Origin of the sequence: Burkholderia sp. AU45274 (assembly GCF_030482505.1) — a bacterium.
In the GTDB taxonomy this organism is placed as follows: Bacteria; Pseudomonadota; Gammaproteobacteria; order Burkholderiales; family Burkholderiaceae; genus Burkholderia.
In genome coordinates, this window is the sequence record NZ_JAUJQE010000001.1 from 1,600,332 (window position 1) to 1,614,354 (window position 14,023).

General features: G+C 67.9%; 11 protein-coding genes. 4 read left to right on the forward strand and 7 right to left on the reverse strand.

Annotation, left to right across the window (positions count from 1 at the left end; all coding sequences use genetic code 11):
- Positions 1–354 precede the first annotated feature (354 nt).
- The 3 genes from QZM35_RS07125 to QZM35_RS07135 all read left to right on the forward strand — a co-directional run bounded on the left by QZM35_RS07125 (position 355) and on the right by QZM35_RS07135 (position 4,044).
- Positions 355–2,292 (forward strand): HAMP domain-containing sensor histidine kinase, encoded by a 1,938-nt coding sequence (locus QZM35_RS07125; protein WP_301775666.1) that lies wholly within the window; start codon positions 355–357, stop codon positions 2,290–2,292.
- Between the two features lie 154 nt (positions 2,293–2,446).
- Positions 2,447–3,103, forward strand: a complete 657-nt coding sequence (locus QZM35_RS07130; protein ID WP_089433322.1) for a VC0807 family protein — start codon at positions 2,447–2,449, stop codon at positions 3,101–3,103.
- Positions 3,104–3,177: 74 nt separating this feature from the next.
- Entirely contained in the window at positions 3,178–4,044 is an 867-nt protein-coding gene (locus tag QZM35_RS07135) for a CPBP family intramembrane glutamic endopeptidase (RefSeq protein WP_301775667.1), read from the forward strand.
- A gap of 20 nt (positions 4,045–4,064) precedes the next feature.
- On the opposite strand, the gene QZM35_RS07140 is transcribed toward QZM35_RS07135, so the two are convergent.
- The 5 genes from QZM35_RS07140 to QZM35_RS07160 all read right to left on the reverse strand — a co-directional run bounded on the left by QZM35_RS07140 (position 4,065) and on the right by QZM35_RS07160 (position 9,833).
- A complete protein-coding gene (locus tag QZM35_RS07140; protein WP_166894947.1) occupies positions 4,065–5,045 on the reverse strand; it encodes an aldo/keto reductase in 981 nt (326 codons plus the stop codon).
- 189 nt (positions 5,046–5,234) lie between these two features.
- Positions 5,235–5,906 carry a MarC family protein gene (locus QZM35_RS07145; RefSeq protein WP_069251769.1) on the reverse strand — a complete coding sequence of 224 codons (672 nt, stop codon included), beginning with the start codon at positions 5,904–5,906 and terminating at the stop codon, positions 5,235–5,237.
- 149 nt (positions 5,907–6,055) lie between these two features.
- Positions 6,056–6,856, reverse strand: a complete 801-nt coding sequence (locus tag QZM35_RS07150; protein ID WP_301775668.1) for an enoyl-CoA hydratase-related protein — start codon at positions 6,854–6,856, stop codon at positions 6,056–6,058.
- A gap of 38 nt (positions 6,857–6,894) precedes the next feature.
- Positions 6,895–8,217, reverse strand: a complete 1,323-nt coding sequence (gene paaK / locus QZM35_RS07155) for a phenylacetate--CoA ligase PaaK (protein ID WP_301775669.1) — start codon at positions 8,215–8,217, stop codon at positions 6,895–6,897.
- Positions 8,218–8,276: 59 nt separating this feature from the next.
- The gene (locus QZM35_RS07160) at positions 8,277–9,833 is read right to left on the reverse strand and encodes a 3-hydroxyacyl-CoA dehydrogenase (RefSeq protein ID WP_301775670.1); all 1,557 of its coding nucleotides are present in this window, start codon (positions 9,831–9,833) and stop codon (positions 8,277–8,279) included.
- Between the two features lie 551 nt (positions 9,834–10,384).
- On the opposite strand from QZM35_RS07160, the gene QZM35_RS07165 reads away from it, so the two are divergent.
- Positions 10,385–11,473, forward strand: coding sequence for a calcium:proton antiporter (locus tag QZM35_RS07165; RefSeq protein ID WP_089427295.1), 1,089 nt, complete (start codon positions 10,385–10,387; stop codon positions 11,471–11,473).
- Between the two features lie 94 nt (positions 11,474–11,567).
- On the opposite strand, the gene QZM35_RS07170 is transcribed toward QZM35_RS07165, so the two are convergent.
- Together QZM35_RS07170 and QZM35_RS07175 are read right to left on the reverse strand one after the other, a co-directional pair.
- The gene (locus QZM35_RS07170) at positions 11,568–12,701 is read right to left on the reverse strand and encodes a transporter substrate-binding domain-containing protein (RefSeq protein ID WP_089427294.1); all 1,134 of its coding nucleotides are present in this window, start codon (positions 12,699–12,701) and stop codon (positions 11,568–11,570) included.
- A 20-nt stretch (positions 12,702–12,721) separates the two neighbouring features.
- Entirely contained in the window at positions 12,722–13,495 is a 774-nt protein-coding gene (locus QZM35_RS07175; protein ID WP_301775671.1) for a hypothetical protein, read from the reverse strand.
- Positions 13,496–14,023 lie beyond the last annotated feature (528 nt).

Sequence of the window (14,023 nt, forward strand, 5' to 3'; positions counted from 1 at the left end):
GCCAGCCATTCCCTTCCAGCGCCCCCTCCTTGCCGCCTTCGTCCGTCGCGAACTTCGTGCCGCGCATCGTTCGAACATGACGACCAGAAACATTCGCAATCCAAACCATCCGTCGTAATGCGCCGCTGGTCCGATGCGCGCTCAGGGTTTCTCCGGATCAAGCGCGATTCGTCCGATGTCGACAGGACACTGACGCAAGGTGATCCTGTGCAAGGCACGATCCGGCCTCCCTGCCGGGATCGTTGCCGCCCCTTGAGGGCGGCCCCCGCCCCCCCCACAAAACCTTACGGTGTCGCGGCGCCGACAGGCCGAGAATACGGGCCCACCCGGGATAGCTTGCAAACATGGTGTGTCATGAATCGTTCATTCTCGTTTAGCCGGGAACGCGCATATAACATTCGATCGCTGACGATCCAGCAGAAGACCCATATCGGCTTCGCACTCGTCACCACGCTGCTGGCCTTGCTGTGCGGCACGATCATCTGGGGGAGTGTCCGGCAATACCGGCAGGAGAACGCCGACCTGCAGAGCTTCGAATTCGTCCGCGGCGCGATGAGCGCCGCCAACGTGATCTCGGCCGAACGCGGCCCGACGAACGACCTGCTGGTGCGCCCGCAGGACGACGGCGCGATCGAGATCCGCCACCTGCTCGCCGCGCGCGTGCGTTCCGACCAGGCGCTCGACCATTTTCGCGGCGGCATCGCGCAAGCGACCGTGCTCGACGATCGCGAACGCAGCACCCTGCTGCATGCACTCGACTCGGTCCGGATCACGCTCGCCGATGCGCGTATGGAAGTCGATGCACTCGGCATGCGGCCGCGCGCGACACGCGGCGTTCACGATATCCAGCACGCGCAGGCGCGCCTGTTCCGGATCGTCGACACGCTGTCGCTGCTGATCGACGGCGCCATGACCGACACCGCGATGGGCGACCCGCGCACCTCGGGTGCGATCCTGCTCGCGCGGCTCCTCGGCGATCTTCGCGAATACGCGGGCCGCACGGGCTCGCTGCTCATTGCGCCGATGTTCGCGCGGCAGGCGCTCGAGCGCACGCAGTTCGCGGACATCATGCGGATGCGCGGCCGCATCGAGCAATTGCGCGCGCTGATCGACGGCTCGATCGGCGCGCAGCTCGACGACCCTGACGTGGCGCGCGAATACGCGCAGCTCAACGCGGCCTTCGACGCGCACATCCTGCCGCTCGTCGACGCGGCCGTCGCCGGCGGCAAGAACGGCGTCTATGCGATGAGTGCGGCCGACTTTTCCCGCGCGATCGTGCCGCATTTCCGGCCGAGCGAGCGGCTGCGCGACCACGTGATCGACCTGGCCCGGCGTCGCGCGATCGGCGGCCGGAACACCGCCCGGATCAAGGTCGCGTTGTCGGCGTTCGCCACGACACTGTGCGTCGCGATCCTGGCCTCGCTCGCGCGCGGCGTGCAGCGACTGCTGTCGAAGCCGCTCGATGCGCTCGGCCGCCGGATCGTCGCGCTCAGCGATGGCGATACGTCGCACGTCGCGATGCCGCGCGGCATCGGGCCCGAGATCACGCAGATCCACGACGCACTGGAAACCTTGCGCCACGCGACCGTCCGCCGCGACATGCTCGAGCGCCAGCGCAACGACATGCTGACGCTGTTCTCGCACGACATGCGCGCCCCGCTGACCTCGCTGATCATCCTGATCGACACGCAGGCGCGACGGGCGGGCGACGTGCAGATGAAGCAGCAGTTCGCGAGAATCGGCAAGCTGGCGCGGCACACGCTGGCGCTGGCCGACGGCTTCGCGCAGCTCTCGCGTGCGGAGGCCAGCGACTACGAGCGCGTGCCGGTCAACCTCGCCGACCTGATGAACGAGGCACGCGACGCGGTGTGGCCGCTCGCGCACCGGAAATCCATGTCGATCGACGACGTGCCGCGGCGCGACGACACGATCGTGCTGGGCGACCCGGCACTGCTGTCGCGCGCGCTGATCAACCTGCTGGACAACGCCATCAAGTACAGCGCGTCGCTGACGAGCGTCGAATGCAGGGTCGAGCCGGGCGCCGACGGCAAGACCGTGCGCTGCACGATCCGCGACAGCGGGTGCGGGATCAGCAGCGCGGACCAGACGCGGCTGTTCGAGCGTTACCGGCGCTTCCGCACCGCCGGCCAGCCGGAAACCAGCGGCGTCGGGCTCGGCATGGCGTTCGTCAAGACCGTCGTCGAGCGGCACGAAGGCACGATCCACGTGCACAGCGTCATGCTGCAGGGCACCACGGTCACGATCACGCTGCCGGCCGCGGGGCTTCCATGACGATGGCACCGACACCGGCGCCGACGGCACGCGGCCGACACGGCACCGCAGCCCGGCCCGATTCTTCGATATACTCAATCGAACCCTTTTCGGGGCAACCGCGGGCCACCACGCCCTTTGCAGGTTCGCCCCAACCTGCGTGGAATTGCTCACCGTGAAACCGCGAGCCGGACTGATCCTCGAACTCTTCGTCAACCTGGTGCTGCCCTGGATTGCCTACCGGGCCGCGCAGCCGTCTTTCGGCGAAACCGGCGCGCTGTACGCGTCGGCGGTCCCGCCGATCGTCTGGTCGATCGTCGAATTCATCCGCTCGCGCCGCGTCGATGCGGTAGCGGCCATCGTGCTGCTGGGCATCGCGCTGTCGATCCTCGGGATGGCGCTCGGCGGCAGCGCGCGCACGCTGCTGATGCGCGAATCGCTCGCGTCGGGCACGATCGGCGTCGTGTTCCTGCTGTCGCTGTTCCGCGAACGCCCGCTGATCTTCTACCTGGCCCGCGCCACGGTGGCCCGCGAGATGGATGGCGGCGCCGCGCATTTCGAAGCCGTCTGGGAAGCCCAGCCGGGGCTGCGGCAGATGCTCCGGCGGATGACCTTCGTGTGGGGCGCGTTCATGACGCTGGAAATGCTGCTGCGCCTCTGGATGGTCGTGACCTGGCCGGTCGAACGCGTGCTGGTCGTGTCGCCGATCATGGGCTACACCGTGTTCGGCTGTCTGCTGCTGTGGACGTTCTGGTACCGGCGGCGGATGCGCGAGCGCAACAGCGTCCACGTCCCGGGCCGCGACAGCGTCACCGAAACCGCCGGCCGCTGACCGCTCTCCACCGGCATCGCAAGCCGGCTGCTGTATGATGCGCGGCGTCTCGTCCGACGAATGCCGCTCCTGTCATGTCCCTTTCGCTCCTTCCGTCCGCCACGATCTGGCTCGCGCTGTTCGCGGCCGCCGCGTTCGCGTGGCATCGCCCGCAGCACGGCCTGAGCGTCGGCCTCGCCGCGCTCGGCTGTGCGTGCGCGCTGGCGTTCGGCAAGCTCGGGCCGCTCGCGCTGGCCCCGCTCGCGTTGCTGGGCGCGGCAGCCTGGGGCGTGATGCCCGAGCGCCCACGCGCGGTGCGCATCGCCGCGCACGTCGTCTTTGCCGCCGTCGCGATCGCGCTCAGCCTGCACCTGATTCCCGGCTTCCACAATCCGCGCGTGATCGGCCCAACGCGCTTCACGCCGGATGCCGTGCCGTTCACGATGTACCTGAATCTCGACAAGCCGCTCGTCGGCTTGTGGCTGGTATGGGTGCTGCCGTGGGTCGCCCCCGACGTCCCGCTGTCGCGCGCGCTGCGCACCGGCGCGGTGGCGGCCGTCGCAACGGCGGCCGCGTGCCTGGCCGGCGCGCTCGCGATCGGGATGATCGGCTGGGCGCCCAAATGGCCGCCGTCGGGCTGGCTGTGGCTCGTGAACAACCTGCTGCTCGTGACGCTCGCCGAGGAAGCGTTGTTCCGCGGCTACGTGCAGGGCGGGCTAACGCGTGCGCTACGCGCGTTCGCATGGGGGCCGTGGGCCGCGCTTGCGATCGGCGCGGTGCTGTTCGGCGCCGCGCACGCCGCCGGCGGCTGGCAATGGATCGTGCTCGGCACGGTGGCCGGCGTCGGCTACGGCCTCGCCTGGCGGCGCGGCGGGCTGCTCGCGTCCGCGCTCGCGCATGCGGGGCTGAACGTCATCCACTTCGGCCTGTTCACCTACCCGATGCTCGACGCCGCGCGCTGACGGCCGCGCGGCGCCGCCGCTCAGTTGATCCCGGCGACCGCGTGCGGCACGTACGGGCGTTCGAGCGTCGCGATCTCGTCGTCGGTCAGTTTCAGTTCGAGCGCGGCCAGTGCGTCGTCCAGCTGCTGCGGCTTCGATATGCCGACGATCGGCGCGGTGACCCCGCGCTTCTGCGCGACCCACGCGAGTGCGACCTGCGCACGCGGCACGTTGCGGGCGGCCGCGATCGTCGCCACGGCATCGACGACCGCCTTGTCCGACTCCGCCGTCGCATCGTAAAGCCGCTGGCCGACCGCGTCGCTCTGCTGCCGCTCGGTCGACTCGTCCCAGTTGCGCGTGAGGCGGCCGCGCGCGAGCGGGCTCCACGGAATCACCGCGATCCCTTCGTCTTCGCACAGCGGCAGCATTTCCCGCTCCTCTTCCCGATACAGCAGGTTCAGGTGGTTCTGCATGCTGACGAAGCGGGTCCAGCCGTGCTGCTTCGACGTGTGCAGCGCCTTCGCGAACTGCCATGCGAACATCGACGACGCGCCGATATAGCGCGCCTTGCCGGCCTTCACGACGTCGTGCAGCGCCTCGAGCGTCTCCTCGAGCGGCGTGCCGTCGTCCCAGCGGTGAATCTGGTAGAGATCGACATAGTCGGTGCCGAGCCGCTTCAGGCTCTGGTCGATGTCGGTCATGATCGCCTTGCGCGACAGCCCCGCGCCGTTCGGCCCGGGCCGCATCCGGTAGAACACCTTGGTCGCGATCACGATGTCGTCGCGTTTCGCGAAATCGCGCAGCGCGCGGCCGACGATCTCCTCCGACGTGCCGTCGGAATACATGTTCGCGGTATCGAAGAAGTTGATGCCGGCTTCGACCGCCCGCTGGATGATCGGACGGCTCTGCGCTTCCGGCAGCGTCCACGGATGCGTGCCGCGTAACGGTTCGCCGAACGTCATGCAACCCAGCACCAGCTTCGACACCTCCAGCCCCGTCGATCCGAATTTCACGTATTCCATTGCACGCCTCGCCATTGAAGTTGAGCTGACGGCCGGATGCGCGCCGCGCATCCGCCGAACCGTCGCATGGTATCCCGGGCGGCAAAAATGCGTGCGGTGTCGCCGCAAGGTGCGAAGGGAGTGGTCGTCAGCGCGAGGTCGTACGGGCGCCGGCCGCGCAGCACGTGCGCAGCGGCGCGGGCTGCTTGCTTACTTGACCTGGTCGGCGATCGGCTGCAGGAACGCGGAAAAACCGGTCAGCATGATCTGCACGCCGATGCACAGCAGCAGGAACGCCGACACGCGCTTCGCGACCTTGGTGCCTTCGCTGCCGAGGTAGCGCGACAGCAGCGCGGAGCGGCTGTAGACCTGCCAGATCACGATCGCCACCAGCACCGAGACGGCGATCGACACGATGCTCGACAGCGCGAACTCCGACAGCTTGTGCGTGCGGTTCGCGTTCAGCGCGATCGCGGTCGCGATCGAGCCGGGGCCGACCGTCAGCGGCATGGTCAGCGGGAAGAATGCGCGCGTCATGATCGCGTTCGCGTCGATCGGCTTGACCGGCGTATCGCCGCCGCCCGGGCCGTCGGGTTCGTTCAGCATCTGCCAGCCGGCCACCGCAACCGCGAAGCCGCCGCCGATCCGCAGCGCTTCCATCGAGATCCCGAAGAAATGCAGCACCGGCGTGCCGGCGAAGAACGCGACCATCAGCACGACGAACGCGTTGAACGCGACCTTCCTCGCGAGCAGATCGCGTTCTTGCTCGGTGAGCGCCTCGGTTCGTTCGAGAAACAGGAACGCGATGCCGATCGGGTTGATGATGCCGATCAGGCCGGTGAAGCCGAACAGGATCTCGGAGATAAGGCGGTTGACGATCATCGGATGAAGAATCGGTCGGGGCTGGGCCGGCAGCACGCCGGAGGTCACGCATTGTAGAGCAAGCGCCCGCGCCCGAGCCGCAAAATTCGGCCGGGCCCGCTGCACCGCCGAGCGCCGCCGTTTCGCCCTGGTTTCCCCTCGGTTTCCCGTTACTCGGTGCCCGCCTCCCAGGCCGGCGGCCGCTTCGCGAAGAACGCGGCGAAGCCTTCCTTCGCTTCCGGCGTCGCCCGCACGCGGGAGATCGTCTGCGCGGTGAACGCCGCGCGCTCGTCCGACGGCGGATACTCGCCGATCGCGTCGAAGAAGCGCTTGATCTCCATCAGCGCGTTCGGGCCGTTGCGGCCGAGTTCGGCGAGCGTCCGGTCGAGCGCTTCGTCGAGCGCATCGAGCGGCACGGCCTGGTGGATCAGGCCGATCGCGACCGCTTCGCCCGCGGCGAGCTGGGTCGCCGTCAGCGCGAGGCGGCGCGCCTGGCGCTGGCCGACCGCCTCGACCAGATACGGGCCGATCACGGCCGGCAGGATCCCGAAGCGGGCCTCGCTGACCGAGAAGCGCGCGTGATCGCTCGCGATCACGATGTCGCACGCCGCGCACAGGCCGACGCCGCCACCGAACGCATGGCCCTGCACGCGCGCCACCGTCGGTTTCGGGCATTGCCGGATCGCGCGCATCATCGCGGCGAACCGCTCCGCATCGCGCAGGTTCGCGGCCGCATCGTTCGCGCTCGCGCGCTGCATCCACTGCAGGTCGGCGCCCGCGCAGAACGCGCGGCCCTCCGAACGCAGCACGATCGCGCGCACGTCGTCACGCCGGCCGAGCGTGGCGAACGCGTCGGTCAGTTCGGCGATCATCGTCTCGTCGAATGCGTTGAGCACGTCGCCGCGCTGCAGCGCGACGGTTGCGATGCCGCGCGCATCGACCGTGACGGCCAGGGTCTTCAATCCATCCATCGAACAGGTTTCCTCGGGTTGAACGGCAAACAGGGGAATCAGGCGGCCTGGCGGCGATCGATCACGCGCCGGGCCTTGCCGGTCGCGGTCGCGGGAATGCCGCCCGCGGCCAGCACCGTCACGCCGGACGACACGCCGACCATCGTCTTGATCCGGTGCTGCAACTCGCGCGCGAGCGCCGTGCGATCGCTTTCGCTGACGGACGCGGCCGCTTCGGAGCGCAGTTCGACCGCGAGGTCGAGCCGGTCCATGTGCCCGTCGCGCGACAGCGTGATCTGGAACTGGCCCGACAGCTGCGGCAGCGCGACGATGATCTCCTCGATCTGGCTCGGGAACACGTTCACGCCGCGCACGATCAGCATGTCGTCGGAGCGGCCCGTGATCTTCGCGAGCCGGCGCATCGCGCGCGCGGTCGGCGGCAGCAGCGCGGTGAGGTCGCGCGTGCGGTAGCGGATCACCGGCATCGCCTCCTTCGTCAGCGACGTGAACACCAGCTCGCCCTGGCTGCCGTCGGGCAGCACTTCGCCCGTGACCGGGTCGATGATCTCCGGATAGAAATGGTCTTCCCAGATCACCGGGCCGTCCTTCGTCTCGACGCATTCGCACGCGACGCCCGGGCCCATCACCTCCGACAGCCCGTAGATGTCGAGCGCGTCGATGCCCACGCGCGTCTCGACTTCCTCGCGCAACGCCTGCGTCCACGGCTCGGCGCCGAAGATGCCGATCTTCAGCGACGATTCGGCCGGGTCCATCCCCTGCCGCACCATCTCGTCGATCAGGTTCAGCATGTATGACGGCGTGACGAGGATGATCTTCGGCTCGAAATCGCGGATCAGCTGCACCTGCTTCTCGGTCTGCCCGCCCGACATCGGCACGACCATGCAGCCGAGCCGTTCCGCACCGTAGTGAATCCCGAGGCCGCCGGTGAAGAGCCCGTAGCCGAACGCGTTGTGCAGCGTGTCGCCCGGGCGGCCGCCGGCCGCGCGGATCGAGCGCGCGGTCACGTTCGCCCACGTGTCGATGTCACGCGCGGTGTAGCCGACCACCGTCGGCTTGCCGGTCGTGCCGCTCGACGCGTGCACGCGCACGACCTGCTCGCGCGGCACCGCGAACAGCCCGAACGGATAGTTGTCGCGCAGATCGTGCTTGGTCGAGAACGGGAATTTCGCAAGATCGGCGAGCGACTTCAGGTCGTCCGGATGCACGCCCGCCGCCTCGAACGTGCGGCGATAGTGCGGGACGTTGTCGTACGCGTGGCGCAGCGACCACTTGAGGCGCTCGAGCTGCAGCGCCTGCAGTTCGTCGCGGCTGGCAGTCTCGATCGGCTCGAGGGCGGCGGCGGGATGCGTCGGGTGAGTCATCGGGGTGCTCCTCCAATGGAGTGATGTCGTTATCGTGTTCGAAGTGACGGGGGCGACGGCTACGACCGGAACGTGCGGCCGGCCGCATGCAGCGCGGCGATACGCGGCGACACGCGATAGCGGTCCTCGCCGTAGCTCGCCGCCAGGTTCGACAGCACGCGATGCACGCGGCCGATGCCGATCACATCGGCCCACGCGAGCGGGCCGCACGGGTAGTTCACGCCCTTCTCCATCGCGAGATCGAGATCGGCGGGCGAGCACACGCCCTGGTTCACCGTGTCGGCCGCCTCGTTCGCGAGCATCGCGACGGTGCGCATCGCGACCATGCCCGGCACGTCCGCGACGCCGACGACGCGAAAACCCGCCTGCTGGAACAGGCCGACCGCATCCGCATAGGCCGCGTCGCTGCACTGGAGCGCGCGCGTCAGCGCGACGAGCCCGGCCTGCGCGTAATCACGCGCCAGATCGACCAGCACGAGATCAGCCGCGCCCGTCTGCGCGGCGCGCTCGGTCGCGGTACGGCCGTCGGTCAGCGCGATCGATGCGCGGCCGGCCGTCGCGAGCAGGTCGTCGGCATGCGCGCCGGCCTGCCGGGCGCTCGGAATGCGTTCGGCGAAGCGCGCCTGCAGCGCGGCGGCCGGGCCGTCCTGTGCAAACAATGCAACGTCGGCCGGCGCGTCGCGCGGGGCTTCGAGATCGGGGGCAGGCGGCGTCGCGCCGTCCGCATACGAATAGAAGCCGCGGCCCGACTTGCGCCCGAGGAAGCCTGCGTTCACGAGTTCCTGCTGGATCAGCGACGGCGTGTAGCGCGGATCGTTGAAATACGCGCGGAACACCGATTCCGTCACCGCGAAGTTCACGTCGTGGCCGATCAGGTCCATCAGCTCGAACGGCCCCATCCGGAAGCCGCCGGCCTCGCGCATCACCGCGTCGATCGATGCCGGCGCGCCGCCCTGCTCGTTCAGCACGCGCAGCGCCTCTGCGTAATACGGCCGCGCGACGCGATTCACGATGAAGCCCGGCGTCGATTTCGCCATCACGGGCTGCTTGCCCCACGCGGCGGCGGTCGCAACCAGCACCTGCGCGACTTCCGGCGCGGTCGCGAGCCCGCTGACCACCTCGACGAGCGCCATCAGCGGCGCCGGGTTGAAGAAATGCAGGCCGGCGACGCGCTGCGGCACACGCAGCCCGGCCGCGATCGACGTGATCGAGATCGATGACGTATTGGTGGCCAGCAGGCACGCGTCGTCGACATGACGCTCGAGCGTCGCGAAAATCTCGCGCTTCACGTCGAGCCGCTCGGCCGCCGCCTCGACGATCAGCGCGGCGCCCGCGAAATCGGCCAGTTCACGCACCGCGCGAATCCGGGCGCCGGCCGCGTCGGCCTGCGCCGGTTCGAGCCGGCCCTTCTCCGCGAGCCGCGCGAACTGCGCGCGGATGCCGGCCAGCGCCTTGTCGCAAGCGGCTTCGTTCAGGTCGTACAGCAGCACCGCATGGCCGGCCGCCGCCGCGACCTGCGCGATGCCCGCGCCCATCGCGCCGGCGCCGATCACGCCGACGACGGCCGATGGCGCCAGCGCGCCCGAGTTCACCGAATGTGCAGAAGAAACAGCCATCGCTTGCGATCCGTCATGAAGTGGAGGTGCGAGCGATTATAAACCGACCGGTCGGTAGATTTATGTCAGGGCGAGCCCGAATTTGTCGTGCAAGAGACCGTTACGAAACCTGCAAAGACAAAAAAATCGAAAGGCCGGGGCACTTTTTGTAAACCGAAAGGTCTATGAAAGAGTTCGAATATGAGATAGTGACCCCCAAACGCCTGATAAAATTCGACAAACTGCCGGATTTCAGGGGGAAACCGCATGTCACGTCGCCACCGCCGTCCATTGCCGGCCGCCCTTCCAGGGTCGGAACCGAGCCTCCGGCCCGTGCGTCGTCACACGTGCTCGCCTCGTCGTTCGCGGCCGGCCGCATCGAATCGTTTCATCCCGCGACGGGCTCCGGCCCGCCCGCGCCCCTCGCCGCCTCATGGCGGCGAACCCCGGGCAGCACCGTTGCGTGCCGCCCTCCTTCGGTTTCATCATCCTCGTTCGGCGGATAGTACGGCCGGGCTTCGTCAACCCGTGACGGCGCGTCGCGCGCCGCCACTCGCATAAGGAAACCCTCCATGCCGCTCTCGTCCAACCAGCTCCCGCGCTGGACCCTCGTGGCCCCGCTTGCCGCCTGGCTGGTCCTCGCGCTGTCGCGCGTCGTACCGGCCGAAGGCCTCGTCATCGCGGTGTTCGCCGCCGCCCTCGCCGGCGCCGTGTTCGCCGCCGTCCACCATGCCGAAGTCGTCGCGCACCGCGTCGGCGAACCGTTCGGCACGCTCGTGCTCGCGATCGCCGTGACCGTCATCGAAGTCGCGCTGATCGTGTCGGTGATGCTCGGCGCGGGCCCGGAGAAATCGGGCCTCGCCCGCGATACCGTGTACGCCGCCGTGATGATCATCTGCAACGGCATCGTCGGCATCTGCCTGCTGGTCGGCGCGTGGAAGCACGGCGAGCAGGACTTCCAGGGGCGCGGCGCCAGCAAGGCGCTCGCGGTGCTGGCTTCCCTGTCGGTACTGTCGCTCGTGATGCCGAACTACCTGAGCGCCGCGCCGGGCCCGTTCTTCTCGAAATCGCAGCTCGCATTCGCCGGCGTGGCGTCGCTCGTGCTGTACGGCGCGTTCGTGTTCGTGCAGACCGTGCGCCACCGCGACTACTTCCTCACCGGGCACGACAGCGCGAACGAATCGGTGCATGCGGCGCCGCCAAGCGGCCGCACTGCGCTGATCAGCCTGGTGCTGCTGTTCGTAAGTCTCGTCGCGGTCGTGCTGCTCGCGAAGCTGCTGTCGCCGGCCGTCGAGCATGCGGTGATGAAGCTCGGCGCGCCCGAGGCCGCGGTCGGTATCGTGATCGCCGCGCTCGTGCTGCTGCCGGAAGCGCTCGCGGCCGTCACCGCCGCGCGTGCGAACCGCCTGCAGACCAGCATGAACCTCGCACTCGGTTCGGCGCTCGCGAGTATCGGGCTCACGATCCCGACCGTCGCGGCCGTGTTCATCTGGGTCGGCCAGCCGCTCACGCTCGGCATCGGCCCGATGGAAACCGTGCTGCTGGCGCTCACCCTGCTGGTCAGCACGCTGACGCTCAGCCAGGGGCGCACGACGGTGCTGCACGGCGTCGTGCACCTGTCGCTGTTCGCTGCCTACCTGTTCCTGTCGATCACGCATTGACGCAGAAAAGCACGCGGCCCGGCGGATCCTCTCCGCCGGGCCACGCGCCGTCCTTCACGTCCCTTCCGCTTCCTTCGTTCACGTCACGCCGCCGTTACCGCACCGGAATCACCAGATGCTGGCCCGCCAGGATCAGGTTCGGGTTGGCGAGGTTGTTGCGGCGTTGAATCTCGCGATAGCGCTGGCCGCTGCCGAGCTTGCTCGCGGCGATCAGGTTCAGCGTGTCGCCCGCCTTCACCACGTACGTATGCTCGCCCGACGCGGCCGCGGTCGTCACCGCCTGGTCGCTGACGAAGTACTTGCGCAGCAGGTCGAGATACTGCGGCGACTGCTTGAGCTTCGCGATCGCGGCGTTCAGGTAGATCAGCAGATCCTGGTCGTCGGCGCGCACGCCGATCTTGTACGCGATGTTCGAGCCGTCGAGCTTGGTCACCGCGAACTTCAGGTCGGTGTCCTTGATCGAGCTGACCGCGAACGGATAGTCGTAGATGAACGCGTCGACCGCATGGCCGTCGATGCTCTTCGCGATGAAGGCCGGATCGGAATCGTCGACCTCGACGAACTTCACGTTCGGATACTGGCGCGTGACGAACGCACGCACGTCCGGGTCGCCCTTCAGGATGCCGACCGTCTTGCCCGCGAGATCGTCGGTCGAGCGGATCGCGGAGCCTCGCCGCACGATCAGCGAATAGCCGAAATCGTCGACGTACGGCACCGAATAGACGATGCCCGACGGCGTGTTGTCCGGGAACGTCAGCCCGTCCATCGCCACGTCGACCACGTGGTTCCCCTTCGCATCCGTATCGAGCAGCTGCTTCGGCACGCCCGGATACGTGTCGACCTCGTGACGCGTATCGACGACGACCGGCTTGCCGCCGTGCGAGAACGACGGATCCGCGAACAGCAGCCGCGCGAATTCGACGTTGAAGCCGTGCGGCGTGCCCTTGTCCTCGCCGAAGAACGGTTCGCTCGGGTTCTGCACGGAGATCCGCACGATACCGTTTTCTGCAATCGATTTCAGCGCGCTGGCCTGCGGCGTGAAGCCGGCCGGCAGCACGTTGGACGACGGCGACGTCTGCGTGGACGGGCCGCTGTCGCCACTTTGCGCGGACGTCGAGGCCGGGGCCGCGTCATGCGCGGGAATCAGCGTCGACAGGCCGCCCTGATGCACGATCCATACGCCGACGAGCACGACCAGAAATGCGATGGCGCCAAGAAGTTTTTTCATGGTTGCGAGCCTGCAGGAAGTTATTGTTGTTTCGACGGCAGTTGCGCGCGGGTCGTCGCGTCGAGCCCGGGCGCATGCGGCGCGTTCATCACCGCCTGCTGCTGTGCCTGCTTGACCTCGGGGTTATCCATCAGCGACGTCTCCATTTCGGAGAACGCCTTGTTGACCGAGCGCATCACCGAATCGACGGCCACGTCGGTCTTGATCTGCTCGAACGTGTCGGACGCCTGCCGGCCCGCGAGCTTGTTCATCTGCTGCGCGGCCTGCGACATGTCCCACATCGCCTTCGCACGATCGATCGCCGATGCGAAATTCTTCAGTTCGGCCTGCACCTGCTTGTACCGCCCCTCGCGAAACGAGAGCAGCTGCTTCATCGTGTCGAGCTGCTGCCGGAAGCGCGGCGCGTCGTCCGGATACTGCTTCTCGAACAGCTCCGTCTTGCTCTCGAAGTTCTTCACCTCGGTGCGGAACGCGGTGATGCTGTCCGCGAACTTCTGGGCCGCCTGGCGCTTCTCCGCGAGCTGGTTGATCAGCGTCTCGATCGGATTCGCCTGCGCCTCCTGGACGATCATCTTCACCTTCTGGTTCGCGAACCTCATCGCGACGACCGGCGCGAAGTAGATCGCGCCGAGGCCGATCACGGCCGCCGTGACCAGTGCGATCACCCCCTTCAGGATGAACAACGCCGCCGGTGCCGCGATCGCGACGCCGGCGATGATGATCGCCCACTTGATCAGCTTGACCTTGCCATTCCCCGAACTGCCGTTTGCTTCTTCATTCGAAAGCTGCGACATGAGTTTTTCTCCTTGAACCTCGAACCGAACTGCTTGCGTTTGCCTTTTCAAGCTCAATCGAAATGCTTCGGACTCCGGTGCCGCCGGGCAGTCAGGCAGGCCGGCGGCGCAATGCAAGGATGGGCGCGACGGACGTCACGAGACGCCGGTGTAGGCGCCGTTCAGGATGCGTTGGTGAGGAGCGGCAGACGACGCTGCGATGCGGCGCGCCGGACGGGCGCCGCTCATCGTCGCGGCTCGCGCGCGGACGGGAAAGTGTACCGATGCACGGTACGAAACGGGATGACGGATACGTGACGCGACGGGCGTCGGGAGAAGCATTGTTCCGGCGGGCCGAGAAACGCGGGGCCGGTATTCCGGTACGAGTGCGTAAAGGCTCATCGTTGTTTTTCTGCGTATCGCGGGTGCAGGAACCGCGCGGCCGGCGCGTCCCACTCCACATGCACGGACGTATCCTGCGCCGACCGGCATGCAGCGTCAAGCAGTTGTCGCAGTGCAGCGAAGCCTCGCGTTCCTCCGTTGGAACAC